Source organism: Micromonospora sp. NBC_01699 (assembly GCF_036250065.1).
In the GTDB taxonomy this organism is placed as follows: domain Bacteria; phylum Actinomycetota; class Actinomycetes; order Mycobacteriales; family Micromonosporaceae; genus Micromonospora_G.
Window position 1 is genome coordinate 8139143 of the sequence record NZ_CP109199.1, and the last position, 16907, is coordinate 8156049.

Sequence of the window (16907 nt, forward strand, 5' to 3'; positions counted from 1 at the left end):
CCGTCAACCATGTAGTGCGGAGCCAGCCGCCGCGCTTACCGCCGTACGGTAGGCGGCGCCGAAAAGCGCCGTGTGCACCAGCAACAGGTGCAGTTGGTGCACCGGCACCCGCTCGCGCCAACCATCGGCCAACGGCCAGATCTCCTGGTAACCGTCGAGGATCCGGGGCAGTTCGGCGGCACCGCCGAAGAGCGCGAGCTGGGCCAGGTCGGTTTCCCGGTGCCCACCGTGGGCGGCCGGGTCGACCAGCCAGCCCCGCCCGTCCGCTCCCCAGAGCAGGTTGCCCGGCCACAGGTCACCGTGGATGCGGGCGGGTGGTTCGGCTCCGCCGTACCCGTCGATGTTTTTCATCACCCGCTCGACCAGCGCGACCTCCGCCGACCCCAGGGCGCCGTTGTCGACCGACAGCCGCAGGTACGGTCCGAGCCGGTGCTCGGCGAACCACGCCGGCCACGGCCCGGTCGACGGGGTGTTCGACTGCGGCAGCGCGCCGATGAAACCGGCCCGGTCGGCACCGAACGCGGGTGCCCCGGCCCGGTGCAGCGCGGCCAGCTCCCGGCCGAACCGGGTGGCCGCCGCCGGGGTCGGCGGACCGGGCTCGACCCATTCCAGCGCGAGCAGCTCCGGCAGCTCCGCGATCACCTCCGGCACCGGCACCGCGCCGGCCGCCCGCAACCAGCGCAGCCCCGCCGCCTCGGCGGCGAAGAACCCATCGGGTACGGGTGTCGCACCGCCCTCGGGCCAGCTCTTGGCGAACACCGAGTTACCGTCGTCCAGGGTGAGCCGACGGGCGTCGCAGATGTCGCCACCGGCGACCGGCGTCTCCCTGATCCGCTGGTGGGTCAGGAAGGTGGGCAGGTGTCGCGGGTGTGCCCGGAGGTACGCCAGGTCCATCCGCGCAACGTACCGCCCGCCCGGCGGTTCACCGCCGCCGGTCGCGGATCCGGCTGAGCAGGGGAACTACGCTGCGTACCTGTGGATAACCCGCGTGTTGTCCACAGCCGGGACCGGGGTCCTTCCGATCAACGGGCCCTCCGGGCCAGGCTGCCGGTATGACCCCGACCGATCCATCGCAGCTCACCGTACGTTCGACCGCCGACATGATCTCGGCGGTGCCCTACCTGCTCGGCTTCCACCCCACCGACAGCCTCGTGCTGCTCGCCATGCGGGGCACCCGGATCGTCTTCGTTGCCCGAGGCGACCTGCCCGAGCCGGGCGGCCCCGAGCTGCGCCAGGCCGCCGAGTACCTGACCGCCGTCATCCGCCGGCAGGGCGCCCACGCGGTCACCATCATCGGGTACGGGCCGCCGCAGCGGGTCACGCCGGCCGTGGACGAACTGGAGGCCGCCATCGGACGAGCCGGCCTGATGGTCTTCGACGCGCTCCGGGTCACCGACGGCCGCTACTGGTCGTACCGGTGCGACGAACCCCGGTGCTGCCCGCCGGAGGGCACCCCGTTCGACCCGACCACCAGTGAGGTCGCCGCCGCGGCCACCTTCGCCGGCCATGTGGCACTGCCCGACCGGGCGGCACTGACGGGCAGGGTGGCCCCGGTCGAGGGCCCGGCCCGCGAGGCGATGAGCCGGGCCACCGTACGCGCCCGACAGCGCCTGCTCGACCTGCTCGCCACCGTTCCGGACACCGATCCGACCGGCATCGGAGCGGTCCGGGCGGCCGGTGCGACGGCGGTACGACTGGCCGAGGACCGGTACCGCGCCGGGAACACGTTGCCCGACGACCAGCTGGCCTGGCTCACCGTGCTCCTGACCCACCTGCCCGTACGCGACCACGCCTGGGAGCGGATCGGCGGGCAGGAGTGGCAGGTGACGCTCTGGACCGACGTACTGCGCCGGGCCGAACCCGGCCTGGCGGCGGCACCGGGCGGCCTGCTCGCCTTCGCCGCCTGGCGGGTCGGCAACGGCGCGCTGGCCTCGACGGCGGTGGAGCGGGCGCTCGCCGACGACCCCGGCTACTCGATGGCACAGCTGATGGCCGACGTGCTCAACGGCGGCCTGCCGCCGTCCGCGCTGGACGAGAGCTGGGCATCGCCGGCCCGTCGCAACCGGCGTGGTGGCCGCCGGGGCGGAGGTCCGCGCCGCCCCGGCACCGGTGGCCTCTCCGAACGGGCCGCCCGGCCGCGCCGGTCCAGGATCCGTCGCCGGGACTGGCGCCCGTCCCGCCGCGACGCCAACTGAGCGGTTGAGGTGCCACCCGGTCCGGGCCGACCTGCCGGGTTAACGTGGGCGGATGGTTGGAATGGCGGCGGTGGTGCTCACCGGGGGTGCGGCCCGTCGAATGGGCGGGGTGGACAAGCCAGCGGTGCCGGTCAACGGTCGGTCGATGCGTGACCGGGTGCTCGCCGCGGTCGCCACGGCGTCGCCACGGGTCGTGGTCGGGCCGCTCGTCGACCTGCCACCGGGAGTGCTGCTCACCCGCGAGGAGCCGCCCGGCGGCGGCCCGGTCGCCGCGACCGCCGCCGGCCTCGCCGCGCTCGCCGACCACCCGCGCGAGCACGACCGGGCAACCCCACCGGAGTACGTCGCGCTGCTCGCCGCCGACCTGCCGCTGCTGACCGCCGACGCGGTCGCCCTGCTGGTCGACCGGCTCGCCGGGTCCACCGCCGACGGGGTGCTCTACCGCGACGACGACGGCCGGCGGCAGCTGCTGTGCGGGGTGTGGCGTACGGCGGCCCTGGTCGGCGCCCTCGACCGGCTCGCCGAACAGCGGGGCGGGAGCCTGGCCGGCGCCGCGATCCGGGCGCTGGTGGCCGAACTGAGCGTGATCGAGATTTCCTGGGCCGGATCGGGTCCACCGCCGTGGTTCGACTGCGACACTGACGACGACGTACGCCGGGCCGAGGAGTGGACGCGATGACGGTGCTCGATCGGCTCAGGTCAGCGGACCGGACAGCGGTGCGAAGCTGATGGGGACGCTCGACGACTGGGTGGCGGCGGCCTGCGCCGAGCTGGGGCTGGAGCCGACGGAGGCAGACGTTCCGGTGGTGCTCGACCTGGCCCGGGACGTCGCCCACCAGGTGCTGCGTCCCGGTGCGCCGGTCACCGCGTACCTGTTGGGGATCGCGGTCGGGCGCGGCGCGGACCCGGCACGGGCGGCCGACCGGCTGGCCGTGCTGGCCCGTTCCTGGCCCCTCCCCGACGGTCCCGCCGCCTCCGACGACGCGACCTGAGGACCTGAGCCCACGGTGTGAGGACGTGCGCGCCACGATCCGTGGGCCTGGGCGCCGCGGTTTGAGGACGTGCACGCCACGGTCTGCGAGCGCTGACCGACGCCTGTGGACATCGGTTCCGGCGCGGCTTGGGGCGAGTGTCCGATCCGGGTCGGCGCTATGCCCCCCGACCGTCGCGCTGGGTAGGGTGTGAGCCTGACGGACGGAGGCGATCATGAACGCGGAGCACCCCTCGGCGACCGGGTCCGAAGCGACCGAGCCTGCTGCGGCCGAGCCTGCCCTGGCCGGTGACGCCTGGCTCGGTCACCACGACTCGATTCTGCTCGACGAGCCCAGCACCGCCGATCTTCAGGCGAAGGTGACCGAGGCGTGGCAGGAGTTCGCCCGCGCGCTGGCGGTGGCCCTGCGTGAGCTGCCGCCCGGCGCCCGGGTGGAGGTCACCCTCGATCCCACCGCCTCCGGCACCGGTGACGCCATCTACTCGGTCAGCATCGAGGGCGGTGCCGAGGGCAGGATCGGTGCCCGTGCGGTCGGCAACGCGGCCCTGCCGGAGGGCTTCCGGCTGAACCGAAGCGCGGTCGCGGAAATGGTCGCGCTCGGCTGGTCGCCGCCCGGCGTGATCGAGGGCTCCGGCCCGCACTTCGGCCTGCGCAGCGCCACGGCGGAGGCGAGCCGGTTGGCCACCACGGTGGTCCGTACGCTGCGCGACGTCTACGGTGCCCCGCACCCGGCGTTCCTGGTCTACCTGGCCCAGGACGCCGACGACGAGCCGATCGCCATCCAACCGCTCGGTACGGCCCGTTCCGCGCTCGTTCCGGACGCCGACGAGGACACCGGATCCACCGGTGAAGCCGAGGAAGCGGCGCTGGACGAGGCGTTGGCCGCCGCACGGGCCGCCCAGGGGGTCGGCGAAGACGTCATCCCGCTCGACGAGCGGGTCCGGACGGTGGTTTCCGCGATGATGAAGTCCAATGCGGAACAGGTCCAGGTCGACTCCGACGGCGACATCAACATCCGGGCCGGTTCGGCCATGGTCTTCGTCCGGGTACGGGACAACCCGCCGCTGGTCGACGTCTTCTCCCCGATCCTGACCGAGATCGAGCCGACCGAGCAGCTCTACGTGAAGCTCTCGGAACTGACCAACCGGATGCCGATCGGCCGGCTCTACTGTGCCAACGAGACGGTCTGGGCGTCGATCCCGGTCTTCGGCCGTAACTTCCAGGCGACCCACCTGATGCTCGCCGTACAGGTGATGACCGGGCTCGCCGACGAACTCGACGACCGGCTGCACGGCGAGTTCGGCGGCAAGCGGTTCTTCGGCGAGGGTGACAAGCCGACGAACCGGGGTACGGGCGAGCACCGTACCGGGATGTATCTCTGACCGGCGCCGGTCAGGACAGCTCCACCCAGCCCGTTGTCTCCATCGTGGATAGTTGGCTGGCCTTGAGGCCGGTGTCGGAGACGGTCCAGAGCACTCCGTTCACCACCAGCGACCGGCGGATCATCCCGGTCTGCTCCGGCCCGGCCTCGCGCGTGTGTTCGACCACCCCGAGTTGGGTGAAGCCGCGCTCGGTGACCCGCAGGGCCAGGGCACCCTGGGTCGGCATCTTCCCGGTCGGGGTCGCGGTGTCGTCGTACGCGGTCAGCGGCACCACGACCAGGCGGTCCGCCGGCCAGTAGAGGAACGCGTGCGGGTCGTACTCGGCCTCCGACTGGCCCTGCCGAACGTGGTGCTGAGCCAGCCGGTTCGGCCGGGCCGGGTCGGAGACGTCGAAGAGGGACACCTGCGTGCCCTGCACCCGCCCCTGCTCACTGGCCTCCTGGCCGATGCCGAGCAGCCGGTTACCGTCGACCGGATGCAGGTACGCCGAGTATCCGCTGATCTTCAGCTCGCCGACCACCCGTGGGGCGGCCGGACGGCTCAGGTCCACCGTGTACAGCGGATCGGTCTGGCGGAAGGTGACCACGTACCCGGTGCCGGCGACGAACCGTACGGCGTAGATCCGTTCGCCCTTGCCCAGCCCGGTCACCCGTCCGGTCTCGGTCAGCGTCTTGCCGTCCGCCCGCAGCACGTACACGGCCGAACTGGACTGTGGGTCGGTGCCCCTGGCCGGGCCGGTGGTGGTGGCGACCCGGAGGTGGCCGTCCCACTCCGACAGCGCGTACTGATTGATCAGCCAGCCGGGGACGGTGGTGGCGGCGAGGTAACGGGGAGTGCCCGTACCGCTGGTGTCGAACTGGTAGATCTCGGTGTTCTCGTTTCCGGGCTTCGGGGCGAAGCCGTCGACGGCCGGTCCGCCGGTGACCCGCCACCGCTGGTCGTTGGTCAGGTAGAGCCGGGCGCCGGTGCTGTAGACGGTGTCGCCGTCGGCGACCACGGTCAGCGGGTCGCCCGTACCGAGGCTGGTGGCGCCGAGGTCGAAGCTGAGCAGGGTCACCATCGACGTACCGGAGTAGGTTGCCGGCCGGACCAGCCGGTCGCAGCCGACCTGCCCGGCGCGGGTGGCGCCGCCGGTGGTGACCTCGTAGCGGGGCAGCCAGGACTCCTCCGGCGCCTCGTCGATGACCTTCTGGTTGGCGTCGACGCGTTGCGCGTCGGTGCCGGATTCCTTGTACGGGAAGGTCAGCCGGGGCGCCGACCGCACCACTATCCGGACCGTGGCGCCGACCTGTCGGGCGTCGATCAGACTGCCGTCGGTGCGGTACTCGGTGAGGATCCGGGGTGTTCCGGTCAGGTCGACCAGGATCAGCCGTGGCCCGCTGACCGCGTCCGCCGCGGGTGGCATTCCGTCGGGGCCGGGCACGATGGCCGGGCGCCTGATCTCGGCCGCCGGCATTGCGCCGCCCCAACCGTCGCGGACCAGCACCAGCGCCCGGTCGCCGTGCAGCAGCAGGCTGCTCTCGCTCCACCGGCCGGGGTCGTCGGCCCCGAACAGTTCCAGCCGTCCGGTCCGTTGCCGGGTGGCCGGGTCGACCACGTGCAGCACCCCGCCGGTGACCGTGACGATCCGTCGGCCGTCGGTCTTGACCAGGTCGGGTTCGTCCACGCCGGCCTCGTGCGTGTTGGTGCCGGAGTAGGTGGATCCCTTCTCGACGGCCGCGCCGGGCGCTCCGGCTCCGGCCGGCGGGACCGCGCCCTCGGCTGCCCGCGCCCGCTGTCCGCCGCCCACCGACGCGTCGGCGAGGGCCCGGTGGTCGCCCCCGAAACCCCACGGCCCGACGTACGCCCTGGCGGCCGACCTGAGCCGGGTCAGCGCGTCCGCGCAGGAGTCGAAGGCGACGAGTTGCCAGCCCGCGGCCGGTACGCCGGGGTCCCGGAGACCGGGGCGGCCGGTGGGGGCCGGGCTGCTGCTCGCGGCGACCAGTGCGAGCGTGCCGACCAGTGCGCAGCCGGCGATGACGGTGACGGGACGAGCGAAACGCCTGCGGGTCATGGCCGGTACGACGCACCGAACGGCGCTCGCGTTCCGCCCCGGTCGGCGATTGGCCGCCACTGGATCCGCGAGGGGTCGGCGGTCCATCCCGATTTGCGGCGTTGCATCCGAGAGAAATCCCATGCATGCTCTTCGTGACTGCTTCGTCACTGTGTTTCACGAGAAATATCGACAAAGGACGCTACTGCGTGCGTACCGGGAGGTATTGGTGATCGACAACCGCTCGCCACACTGGCACAAGCCCCACTATGCCCAACCGGAGCGCGAGGCGGACCTGTTTGCCGTACTTGACGGGGCGGACGTCTCCGAGCCGGTGCGGGCGGCGGTGGCGCACGCGCTCAGGCGCCCGCCACAGTTTCCCCGGCAGTCCGGGCCCACCTGGCCGGAGCAGGCCGCGCACACCCGGTACACGCTGCATCTCACCTTCCCGGCGGCGACCCTGGACGAGGCCCGCGCGCACGCGGTCAGCTACGCCGAAGGGCTCAGCATGCTCCGGCCCGAGGTGGGCGTGCACGCGCCACTGCTCTCCCGCGCCGACACCTGGAACCACATCGAACCGCTCTTCTGTGGAGCGGTCGGCCCGGACGAGGAGGTCTGCGCCGACGTACGCGAACATCCCGGCTTCCACCGGGCGGCCGGCCTCGGGGGTCTGAGCTGGGGCGGCAGCGACGCCACCCCCGGCCCGCGCTGACCGTGCCGGAACGCGGGCCCCGGCCCGCGCTCTCGCGTTGATCCCGCACCGCCTCGCGTCGACCCGACGCCGTATTCCGTCGATCCCGCACCGCCGGTCGCCCGAGCTGACCCCGCAGCGTCCGCTCAGCCGGCGGCCGGCGCCGGGACGACGGTCGGCGAGTCGACCAGCCGGGACAGCACGATCATGCTCCGGGTCGAGGTGACGAACGGTTCCGCCCGCAATCGTTCGAGCGCCTGCTCCAGGTGGGTGATGTCGGCGGCGCGCAGGTGCACCAGCGCGTCCGCCTCCCCGGAGACGGTGTACGCGCCGACCACCTCCGGATGCCGGCGGGTGGCGACGGTGAGCTGTGCCGGGGTGGTCCGGCCGGTGCAGAACAGCTCGACGAACGCCTCGGTGGTCCAGCCGACGGCCGCCGGGTCCACGACGGTGGTGAATGCCCGGATGACCCCGCCGGCCCGCAGCCGGTCCACCCGGCGCTTGACCGCCGGTGCGGAGAGTGACACTCGACTACCGATCTCCGCGTACGACTGACGCGCGTCCGCCACCAGGGACGCAATGATTCGCTGATCTATCTCGTCTATCTGCAACGTTCCGCCTCTGAGAAGCAACAGATCCGGCTGTTTACGCTGCTCCAGCGTACCTACTCTTGGTATCCGTGAACCAGCGGCGGATCCCGCGAAAGCGGACATTTCTCTTGTGTGCACCGGAGTACTTCGCGGTGCAGTACGTGATCAACCCGTGGATGGATCCCACCGCGCCGGTCGACGTCGAGTTGGCGGTCAAACAGTGGGAGCGGCTTCGGGAGACCCTGGTCGGCCTCGGCCACACGGTCCACGTACTCGACCCCGAGCCCGGCCTGCCGGACATGGTCTTCGCGGCCAACGGGGCGTTCGTGGTCGACGGCACCGCCTACGGCGCCCAGTTCCGGTACGAGCAGCGCACCGCCGAGGCTGCCGCCCACCAGGCGTTCTACCAGGCCCACGGCTGGCGGTACGTGGCGCCGACCGTGACGAACGAGGGCGAGGGCGACTTCGCCTACCTGCCCGAGGCGTACGGCGGCGTCATCCTCGCCGGCTACGGCTTCCGGACCGAGGTGGCCGCGCACGCGCAGGCACAGGAGGTGCTGGGCCGCCCGGCGATCTCGTTGCGCCTGGTCGACCCCCGGTTCTACCACCTGGACACCGCGCTGGCCGCGCTCGACGACCGGAACATCGCCTACTTCCCCGGCGCGTTCTCGACCGCCGCCCAGCAGGTGCTCGCCCAGCTCTTCCCCGACGCCGTGCTCGCCGACGAGACCGACGCCCTGGCCTTCGGGCTGAACCTGGTCGGCGACGGCCGGCACGTACTGCTCAACAGCGAGGCGACCGGCCTGGCCAGCAAGATCGAGGCGGCCGGCTACGTCCCGGTGCCGATCGAGCTGGGCGAGCTGAAGAAGGGCGGCGGCAGCGTCAAGTGCTGCGTCGCGGAACTGCGCCCCTGAGCCGACCCGTGCCGCTGACCGCGCCTCGGCCGGGGACATCGGATTCCGGTGCCCCCGGCCGACCACCCGTCAGCTCGGCTAGCCCAGCGTCGCCAACTCGTTGATCAGCACGTTGGAGAGCAACTGCCCGTCGCGCTGGACCTTGCGCAGGTACCACTTCTGCTGCGGCGTACGGGGCTGGTTGAACTGCCACGGCCCGCGCGGGCTGTCGATCTGACCCACGTTGCCGAGCGCGAGGTTGACCTGCTGCGGCGTCGGCTTCACCCCGGCGATCCGGATCGCCTTGTTCAACACCTGCGCCGCGTCGTACGAGGCCATCGCGTACGTGGTCGGCGAAGCGCCGTGGGCCTTGCGGAACGCCGACGCGAACCGACGGTTGGCCGAGTTGTTGAGGTCCGCCGAGTAGTTCAGGGCGGTGATGATCCCCTCCGCCTCGTCCGGCTTCAGCTCGCTGAGCACGGAACCCTCGGTGAGAAAGCCCGGCGCGTAGATGGTCTTGCGGTAGCCGGAGCCGCGCAACTGGCGGAGGAACTCGACCGCGGCGGCACCGGCATAGAAGCAGAAGACCGCGTCCGGATTGCGGTCGCGCAATTGTTCGATCTTGGCGGAGAAGGCGCCCTTGCCGGGATTGGTGGAGAACTCCGTCCACAGCACGGAACCGGAGATCCGCGGATCGGCGGCGCCGAATCCCTGCTGGAAGCCGGCCACCGCGTCCCGGCCACTCTGTCCGTCCGGCGCGATGATGACGATCTTTTTCCCGCGCGGCACATGCTCCGCGACGTACGGCGCCAGTGCGCGTCCCGGCTCGTCGTTCACGTACGACGTGCGCCAGATGTACACGACGCTCTGCAACGTCGCGGGTGAGGCGTTCGAGCCGACCAGCGGCACCTTGGCCTGCTCGACCGCGTCCCGGATGCCGAGCATGACCGACGAGTTCACCACCCCGGTCAGGGCGAGCACGTTCTGCTTGAGCAGCCCGTCCAGGGCCGCCTTGCCGGTCTGCGCCGTCTCGCCCTCGTCGGCCTGGACCAGCTGCACCGGGTGCCCGCCGAGCCGTCCCTCGTTCAGTTCCAGGTAGAGCTGGAAACCCTTTACGATCTCGTCACCAATGGGCTTGTAGCCGCCGGTCTGCGGAGCGATCAGGCCGATCCGGACCGGTTGGTCGCTCACCGGACCGTCGGCCTCCTCCGCCGTGGTGTCGGTACTGCACGCGGCGGCCAGCCCGGTTCCGCCGAGTGCGGCGAAGAGCTTCAGTGCCTGCCTGCGGTCCATTTGCGACACAGATCGTTCCTCCCGAACGTGAATGGGCGGCCGACAGCCCCTCCGCGTTCTACCGGGTTGGCGACGCTGCGTCAATGGCGGTGGATCATCCGTTCAGGGAATGAGACGTCACCGGTGAAGTGAACGCAGCGCGGCGGTCACGGTCGGCCAGGCGGCCGATTCGGGATCGATGAGACCGAAATGCTCGCAATCAGGTAGCTCGATCAACCGGCAGTTCGGCCCGGCGACCGCCGCGTACCGCCGGCTCATCCCGGCCGGTACCTGCTGGTCGAGACCGCCATGGATCACTACCGTACGTGACTGAAGTGGCACGTGTTGGCGCGGGTCGGCGGCGGCGTACCGCTCCGGGAACTCCGCCGGACCCCCGCCCAGCAACTCCGCCACCGCACCCCCGTCGAGATCGAGCCGGTACGCCTCCGCCAGATCGCTCACCGGCGCCAACGCCAGCACCCCGCCCACCCGCTCCGGCACCGACCGCGCGCAGTACAGCGCGAGCTGCCCCCCGGCCGAGTGCCCCACCAGCAGCGGCGCCCCCACCGCGGGCCCGCTCCCGGCCGCCCCCGCCGGGCGGTCGGCCGCCGCCAGCACCCCGGCCACCAGCCCCGGCAACGCGGTCACCCCCGCCACCGCGTCCGCCAGCGTCCCCGGCCAACCCCCACCCACCTGCCCGGTCCGCCGGTACTCCAACTGAGCCACCGGATACCCCCGAGCGGCCAGATCAGCGGCCAACGGCGAGGTGTGCCCCCGGTCGTACTCGGACCGCCAGAACCCGCCGTGGATCACCACCACCAACGGCCGCGCCGGGCCACCGAGGGCAGCCGGCAGGCGTACGTCGGCGACCTGGTCCGGCCCGTCGCCATAGCGAACCGTGGCATCGGGTACGGGCGCGGCGCGGCTGAGCACCGCGCGGGGATCGGGAAGCACGGCCAGACGGTATCCCGGTCCCGGCGAGCGACCGCCCTCCGGACCGTGTGAAACCGGTCCCGGCGAGCGGCCGCCCTCCGGACTGGCTGAAACCGGTCCCGGCGAGCGGCCGGCCCTCCCACTGCGCGAAAATGGGGTCATGACCGATGCCGCGCGCTCCGCGAACGAGAATGACGAGTCGAGTCGCCCGGAGGCCGGCCGTCCCGGCACCGTGGTGGTGGTCGGCCCGGACGGCCAGCCGGTCGGCGCACTACCGGGCGGTGGGAACGCGCAGGGCGAGGATCCGGGCAGCCTGATCGAGCAGCCGGCGAAGGTGATGCGGATCGGCAGCATGATCAAGCAGCTGTTGGAGGAGGTCAAGGCCGCTCCGCTGGACGAGGCGAGCCGGCACCGCCTGCGTGAGATCCACCAGCGCTCCATCGTCGAGCTGGAGGACGGTCTCGCCCCCGAGCTGCGCGACGAGCTGGAGCGCCTCTCCCTCCCGTTCGAGGAGGGCGTGACCCCGAGCGAGGGCGAACTCCGGGTCGCCCAGGCCCAGCTCGTCGGCTGGCTGGAAGGACTCTTCCACGGCATCCAGGCCGCCCTGGTGGCCCAGCAGATGGCCGCCCGACTGCAACTGGAGCAGATGCGCGGCGGCCGCCCGGCCCTGCCCAGCGGCCCCCAGGGCCCCGGCCTCATCCCCGGCACCCCCGGCCAACCCACCGAAAACCCCAACACCGGCCAGTACCTCTGACCCAGCCCACGCCGCACCGCAGCCGCACCATCTGCTGCCACGCCACCGCGACCGACTCGCGCACCGCACGCCGCCCCAAATCCCCGACCCCGCTACAGGAACAACCGGTCGAGGTACGAAGCCACCCCGTCCTCCTCATTCGACCCCACCACCACATCCGCAACCGACAACACCGAAGGATGAGCGTTCGCCACCGCCACCGCCCGCCCCGCCCAGGCCAACATCGGCAGATCGTTCGGCATGTCACCGAACGCCACGACCTGGTCCGCGCTCACCCCGTACCGCGCGCAGAGCCAGGCCAGCCCGGCCGCCTTGGTCACCCCGGCCGCGGAGATCTCGACCAGCCCCGAGTTGGACGAGTGCGTCGCCTCGGCCAGCCCGGCCACGGCCCCGGCCACCACCTTGACGAACACGTCCGGATCCTGGGTGCCGGCGCGGGCGAGCAGCTTGACCGCCGGTACGGAGAACAGCTCCTCCGGCGACTCGATGCTCCGGATGTCCTTCATGTCGCCGTCCCAGCGCAACGGCCAGTCGACCTCGTGCCGCATCTGTCGCCCGTCGGTGACCTCGACCGCGAGCCGTACGCCGGGCACCTCCGCCCGGAGCCGGCGGGCCACCTCGGCGAGCAGGTCCGGGGCGAGCGGATCCGCCCGTAACACGACGTCCTCGACCGGGTCGTACACCACCGCCCCGTTGGCGCAGACCGCCGGTACGGTGCCCCTCAGCTGCTCGTACACCCCGTTCAGCCAGCGGATCGGCCGACCGGTGACGAGTACGACCCGCGCCCCCGCCGCCGTGCTGCGGGCGAGCGAGTCGGCGGTCCGTACGCTGACCGTCCGGTCCCCGCGCAGCAGGGTGCCGTCCAGGTCGGTGGCGATCAGGCGGGGCGGTTGATCCATCAGTGCGACAGTAGCCGGTCCAGGTAGACCGCGACCCCGTCGTCGTCGTTGCGCAGGGTGACCTCGTCGGCGATCGACCGGACCGTCGGGTGGGCGTTGGAGACCGCCACCCGGCCCCAGCCGGCCCACTCGAACATCGGCAGGTCGTTGGGCATGTCGCCGAAGACCAGCACCTCGGCCGGGTCGACTCCGAGTCGTTCGGCCACCACGGCCAACCCGGTGGCCTTGTCCACCCCGGGCGGGCTGATCTCGATGAAGCCCTGCCCGGCCTGGGTGATCGTGGCCTGCTCCGGCGGCACGATCCGGCGGGCGGCGTCGAGCAGCGCGTCCACGTCGTGCCCCGGCGTACGCGCGAACGCCTTGATCACGTCGCTGGCGCAGCAGTCCAGCCGGGACCGGGACTCGAACCGCTCCGGGTACGGCCAGGTCGGGTCGTAGTCGCCCCACAGCGGCGCGTCCACGGTGTCCAGCGCCTCGACCATCACGGTGAGCGGGCCGACCTCGGCCTCCAGGGTGCCGAGCAGGGCGGCCAGGACGCCGCCGGGCAGCCGTTCGTCGCGCAGCACCACCGGCCCGAGCGGGTCGGTCTGGTCCACCACCCAGCCGCCGCCGGCCATCACCAGGAAGTCGGCCGCTCTGATGTCGTTTCGGCTCAGCTCGGCCAGGCGTGGGCCCCGGCCGGTCGCGCCGACCACCGGGATACCGGCGGCGCGTACCCGGTCGAGCACCTCGTGGGTGAACGCCGAGACGGTGTCGTCACTGCGTACCAGGGTGCCGTCCAGGTCGGTGGCCACCAGCTTGGGTAGTCCGGGTCGCGGCATGAGATTCCTCCTCGGCCCCGCCACCTCCGCCGACCCGGTCGAACTGGCGGGATTCGCCCAGTTCCAGGGGTCTGTCCGTGGCGACGGGGGAGCAACCGTATCTCACGCCGTGCTACGTGCCCATGACTTCCGCGCTAATACTCCCGTACCAGCGTGCAGGTGCCGGATGGCCGAGCCGGCCGCCCGGCACCCGTCTCCGCTGCCCGGATCAGCTTGGTTCGAGCACGTCCCGGCCGCCGAGGTACGGCTGGAGGGCCTTGGGGACCCGTACCGAACCGTCCGGTTGCTGGTGGTTCTCCAGGATCGGCACCAGCCACCGGGTGGTCGCGAGCGTGCCGTTGAGCGTGGCGGCGAACTGCGGCTTGCCGTCCGCGTCCCGGTAGCGGACGTGCAACCGCCGGGCCTGGAAGCTGGTGCAGTTCGAGGTCGAGGTGACCTCCCGGTAGCGCCCCTGCGAGGGCACCCACGCCTCGCAGTCGAACTTGCGGGCGGCGCTCGACCCGAGGTCGCCGGCGGCCACGTCGATCACCCGGTACGGGATCTCGACCTTGGCCAGCATCTCCTCTTCCCAGGCCAGCAGCCGCAGGTGCTCGTCGGCGGCCTGCTCGGGCCGGCAGTAGGAGAACATCTCGACCTTGTCGAACTGGTGCACCCGCATGATGCCGCGGGTGTCCTTGCCGTACGAGCCGGCCTCCCGGCGGAAGCAGGACGACCAGCCGGCGTAGCGCAGCGGCTCGTCGTCCAGCTTCAGGATCTCCTCCGAGTGGTACGCGGCCAGCGGCACCTCGCTCGTGCCGACCAGGAAGATGTCGTCGGCGTCGAGCCGGTAGACCTCGCTGGCGTGCGCGCCGAGGAAGCCGGTGCCCTCCATCGACTCCGGCTTGACCAGCGCCGGGGTGATGGCCGGGATGAAGCCGTACTCGACCGCCTGGGCGATGGCGAGCTGGAGCATGCCGAGCTGGAGCAGCGCTCCCACCCCGGTCAGGAAGTAGAACCGGCTGCCCGAGACCTTGGCGCCGCGTTCCATGTCGATCGCCCGCAACGCCTCCCCGATTTCGAGGTGGTCGCGGGGGTTGTCGATCGCCGGCCGCTCGCCGACCTCGCGCAGCACGACGTAGTCGTCCTCGCCGCCGGGCGGTGCGCCCTGCTGGACCACGTTCGGAACCGCGAACTGCGCCCGGTGTAGGGCCGCCTCGGCGTCCGTGACGGCCGCCTCGGCCGCCTTCACCTCGGGGGAAAGCTCTTTCGTACGCGCCAGCAGCGCGGTCCGCTCGTCCCCGGTGGCCCTGGGCATCTGCTTGCCGAGCTGCTTCTGCTCGGCCCGCAGTGCCTCGAAGCGGCCGACCGCGGCCCGCCGCTGCTCGTCGGCGCGGAGCAGGTCGTCGACGACCGACTCGGACTCGCCACGGGCACGCTGGCTGGCACGGACGGTTTCCGGTTCGTCGCGAAGCAGACGCAGGTCAATCACGGGAAGTGAGCCTACCGGGAAGTGCCGGACTCCTTCACCGCGATATCTCGGCGCGGGGCCGGTCGGGGCGAAGCGGTGGTCAGCGGGCGTCCGGTTGTTCGGGCGAGGCGAACGGGGTGGTCGGGCCGACCGTCAGGTCGCGCGGCGCTTCGTCCAACTCGTCGTCCGGCCCACCGCTGCCCATCGGGCGACGCCAGGAGAAGGCCGCTTCCGGCGCCGACTCCGCCGACCCGACCCCGTCCACCCCGGTCGCCGATGATCCGGTTGGCACCGGATCGGGTCCGACCAGCCGCCCGGCGAGATACAGGGCGAGCCCGAGCACCGCCGTGCCGACGTACGCCATCACCAGGCCGCGGCCGTACTCGATGCGCAGGCCGGTGTCCTCGCCCAGCCCGAGCCGGGAGACGTCGTCCAGGGTCAGCGAGGCCGCGACGAGTACGGCGAGCACCGTACCGGTGAGGGCCAGGCCGAGCACCCGTACGTTGCGCCGGACGGCGGCCGTGCCGAAGATCACCAGGGCCAGGCAGCCAACGATGCCGAAGATCCCGAACAGGTACGCGCTGCCGAAGTTCGTCGAGTCGGAGACGCCGATCGGGGTCCGGCCGACGGTGCCGCCGTCCGGGCCGAAGTTGGGCGCCAGCATGATCGTCCACTCGCCGACCAGCGAGGCGAAGATCGCGACCGCGCCGATCCCGGCGACCACCGGCACCAGCCGGGGGTCGCGACCGAGTCGGGCCAACAGGTCGCCACGGCGACCGGGTCGGCGGGGTTCGTCCTGGTCGCCCCACTCCACCGTGGCGACGCCGTCCGACCGGGAATCCTGCCGGGGAATCGGGTAATCCTGGGACATGGCCGAGCCCTTTCCGGGTAAGCGCGGTCCTCAGCGGCATCATGACACAGCTTCCTGAGCCCGCCCGGGAAACGCCGCCGGCACACTGTGTCCATGGTCCCGCCCCGCTTCGTCGCTTCGTCGGCCGCTTTGCACTAGCGTCGTGGGCATGCCTATCCGTACCGCTTCCGCCCGCTGGCAGGGCAACCTGACCGAAGGTTCCGGCACGATCCGCACCGGCAACGGCGGACTCGAAGGGAACTACTCATTCCAGTCCCGGTTCCAGGAGGGCGAGGGGACCAACCCGGAGGAGCTGATCGGCGCGGCTCACGCCGGCTGCTTCTCGATGGCCTTCTCGAAGGGCCTGGCCGACGCCGGCTTCACCCCCACCTCGGTGGAGACCACGGCAAAGGTCCACCTCGACAAGACCGACGCGGGTTTCGCCGTCACCCGGATCGACCTCGAAACCGTCGGGGACGTCCCGGGCATCGACGAGGCCGAGTTCCAGAAGCTGGCCGAGGGCGCCAAGGCGAACTGCCCGATCTCCCGGCTGCTCTCTCCGGGCGCCGAGATCTCCCTGGTCGCCAGCCTCTCCGCCTGACCAGCACCAGCTGATCCGAGCCGCCGAGCGCGGTGTTCACGGCACCACCCGTACGCGCCGGCAGACCGGCGGTACGGCCGCCGGAGCACCGCGCTCACCCGTACCGGACGTCCGACGCCCCGGCCGCGCCTCCGCTGATCGGGCACAATGGTGAGCGTGCCGGTCGAGATGAGCCGCGAGCGTTTCGAGGAGCTGGTCGGCGAGGCACTGGACGAGGTGCCCGCGGAGCTGCTCCGGCTGATGAGCAACGTCGTGATCCTGGTCGAGGACCACTCGCCCCCGGACGGTCCCGAGCTGCTCGGCCTCTACGAGGGCCACGCGCTGACCAGCCGGGGCTGGGACTACGCGGGCGTCCTGCCGGACCGGATCTTCATCTACCGCTACCCGATCCTGCGCATCTGCCACGATGACGACGAGGTGGTCGAGGAGATCGCGGTCACCGTCGTGCACGAGATCGCGCACCACTTCGGCATCGACGACGAGCGCCTGCACGCTCTCGGCTGGGGCTGAGCGGGCCCGGTCCGCCGTTCGGGTGGTACCCGTTGTTGCGTCCGGT

General features: G+C 71.9%; 18 protein-coding genes. 9 read left to right on the forward strand and 9 right to left on the reverse strand.

The genetic code is table 11. The annotated features are described in order from the left end of the window. Window positions 1-3 precede the first annotated feature (3 nt). Entirely contained in the window at window positions 4-894 is an 891-nt protein-coding gene (locus tag OG792_RS33865) for a fructosamine kinase family protein (RefSeq protein WP_329105879.1), read from the reverse strand. A 158-nt stretch (window positions 895-1052) separates the two neighbouring features. On the opposite strand from OG792_RS33865, the gene OG792_RS33870 reads away from it, so the two are divergent. The 4 genes from OG792_RS33870 (at window position 1053) to OG792_RS33885 (ending at window position 4568) form a co-directional block, all read left to right on the forward strand. Beyond that, entirely contained in the window at window positions 1053-2195 is a 1143-nt protein-coding gene (locus OG792_RS33870; RefSeq protein WP_329105881.1) for a DUF4192 domain-containing protein, read from the forward strand. Between the two features lie 52 nt (window positions 2196-2247). Continuing rightward, window positions 2248-2874, forward strand: a complete 627-nt coding sequence (gene mobA / locus OG792_RS33875; RefSeq protein ID WP_329105882.1) for a molybdenum cofactor guanylyltransferase — start codon at window positions 2248-2250, stop codon at window positions 2872-2874. A 49-nt stretch (window positions 2875-2923) separates the two neighbouring features. Continuing rightward, window positions 2924-3187: a DUF6457 domain-containing protein gene (locus OG792_RS33880; protein WP_329105884.1), complete on the forward strand. Its 264-nt coding sequence runs from the start codon at window positions 2924-2926 to the stop codon at window positions 3185-3187. A 214-nt stretch (window positions 3188-3401) separates the two neighbouring features. Next, a complete protein-coding gene (locus tag OG792_RS33885; protein WP_329105886.1) occupies window positions 3402-4568 on the forward strand; it encodes a T3SS (YopN, CesT) and YbjN peptide-binding chaperone 1 in 1167 nt (388 codons plus the stop codon). A gap of 10 nt (window positions 4569-4578) precedes the next feature. Here the strand turns inward: OG792_RS33885 and OG792_RS33890 are convergent, their stop codons facing one another. Then, the gene (locus OG792_RS33890; RefSeq protein WP_329105888.1) at window positions 4579-6621 is read right to left on the reverse strand and encodes a beta-propeller domain-containing protein; all 2043 of its coding nucleotides are present in this window, start codon (window positions 6619-6621) and stop codon (window positions 4579-4581) included. 208 nt (window positions 6622-6829) lie between these two features. Here OG792_RS33890 and OG792_RS33895 point away from each other — a divergent pair, with 208 nt between their 5' ends. After that, window positions 6830-7312: a hypothetical protein gene (locus tag OG792_RS33895; RefSeq protein ID WP_329105889.1), complete on the forward strand. Its 483-nt coding sequence runs from the start codon at window positions 6830-6832 to the stop codon at window positions 7310-7312. Between the two features lie 125 nt (window positions 7313-7437). Here the strand turns inward: OG792_RS33895 and OG792_RS33900 are convergent, their stop codons facing one another. Continuing rightward, window positions 7438-7902, reverse strand: coding sequence for an Lrp/AsnC family transcriptional regulator (locus OG792_RS33900; RefSeq protein WP_326561806.1), 465 nt, complete (start codon window positions 7900-7902; stop codon window positions 7438-7440). A 59-nt stretch (window positions 7903-7961) separates the two neighbouring features. Between OG792_RS33900 and ddaH the strand changes: the two genes are divergently transcribed. Next, a complete protein-coding gene (gene ddaH, locus OG792_RS33905; RefSeq protein ID WP_329105891.1) occupies window positions 7962-8795 on the forward strand; it encodes a dimethylargininase in 834 nt (277 codons plus the stop codon). A gap of 78 nt (window positions 8796-8873) precedes the next feature. On the opposite strand, the gene OG792_RS33910 is transcribed toward ddaH, so the two are convergent. Together OG792_RS33910 and OG792_RS33915 are read right to left on the reverse strand one after the other, a co-directional pair. Next, the gene (locus OG792_RS33910; RefSeq protein ID WP_329105892.1) at window positions 8874-10076 is read right to left on the reverse strand and encodes an ABC transporter substrate-binding protein; all 1203 of its coding nucleotides are present in this window, start codon (window positions 10074-10076) and stop codon (window positions 8874-8876) included. Between the two features lie 108 nt (window positions 10077-10184). After that, window positions 10185-11000, reverse strand: coding sequence for an alpha/beta hydrolase family protein (locus OG792_RS33915; RefSeq protein ID WP_329105894.1), 816 nt, complete (start codon window positions 10998-11000; stop codon window positions 10185-10187). A 139-nt stretch (window positions 11001-11139) separates the two neighbouring features. Between OG792_RS33915 and OG792_RS33920 the strand changes: the two genes are divergently transcribed. Then, window positions 11140-11733, forward strand: coding sequence for a bacterial proteasome activator family protein (locus tag OG792_RS33920; protein WP_329105896.1), 594 nt, complete (start codon window positions 11140-11142; stop codon window positions 11731-11733). 92 nt (window positions 11734-11825) lie between these two features. Here the strand turns inward: OG792_RS33920 and OG792_RS33925 are convergent, their stop codons facing one another. From OG792_RS33925 to OG792_RS33940, 4 genes are all read right to left on the reverse strand, one after another. Then, window positions 11826-12632 (reverse strand): HAD family hydrolase, encoded by an 807-nt coding sequence (locus OG792_RS33925; protein ID WP_329105898.1) that lies wholly within the window; start codon window positions 12630-12632, stop codon window positions 11826-11828. Next, window positions 12632-13453 (reverse strand): HAD family hydrolase, encoded by an 822-nt coding sequence (locus OG792_RS33930; protein ID WP_329105901.1) that lies wholly within the window; start codon window positions 13451-13453, stop codon window positions 12632-12634. The genes OG792_RS33925 and OG792_RS33930 overlap by 1 nt, the downstream gene beginning before the upstream one ends. A 208-nt stretch (window positions 13454-13661) precedes the next feature. Continuing rightward, window positions 13662-14921: a serine--tRNA ligase gene (gene serS / locus OG792_RS33935; RefSeq protein ID WP_329105903.1), complete on the reverse strand. Its 1260-nt coding sequence runs from the start codon at window positions 14919-14921 to the stop codon at window positions 13662-13664. Window positions 14922-15000: 79 nt separating this feature from the next. Next, window positions 15001-15771 carry a hypothetical protein gene (locus OG792_RS33940; RefSeq protein WP_329105905.1) on the reverse strand — a complete coding sequence of 257 codons (771 nt, stop codon included), beginning with the start codon at window positions 15769-15771 and terminating at the stop codon, window positions 15001-15003. A 148-nt stretch (window positions 15772-15919) separates the two neighbouring features. Here OG792_RS33940 and OG792_RS33945 point away from each other — a divergent pair, with 148 nt between their 5' ends. Together OG792_RS33945 and OG792_RS33950 are read left to right on the forward strand one after the other, a co-directional pair. Continuing rightward, the gene (locus OG792_RS33945; protein WP_329105907.1) at window positions 15920-16351 is read left to right on the forward strand and encodes an OsmC family protein; all 432 of its coding nucleotides are present in this window, start codon (window positions 15920-15922) and stop codon (window positions 16349-16351) included. Between the two features lie 147 nt (window positions 16352-16498). Continuing rightward, complete coding sequence (locus OG792_RS33950) at window positions 16499-16861, forward strand: metallopeptidase family protein (protein WP_329105909.1); 363 nt, start codon at window positions 16499-16501, stop codon at window positions 16859-16861. Window positions 16862-16907 lie beyond the last annotated feature (46 nt).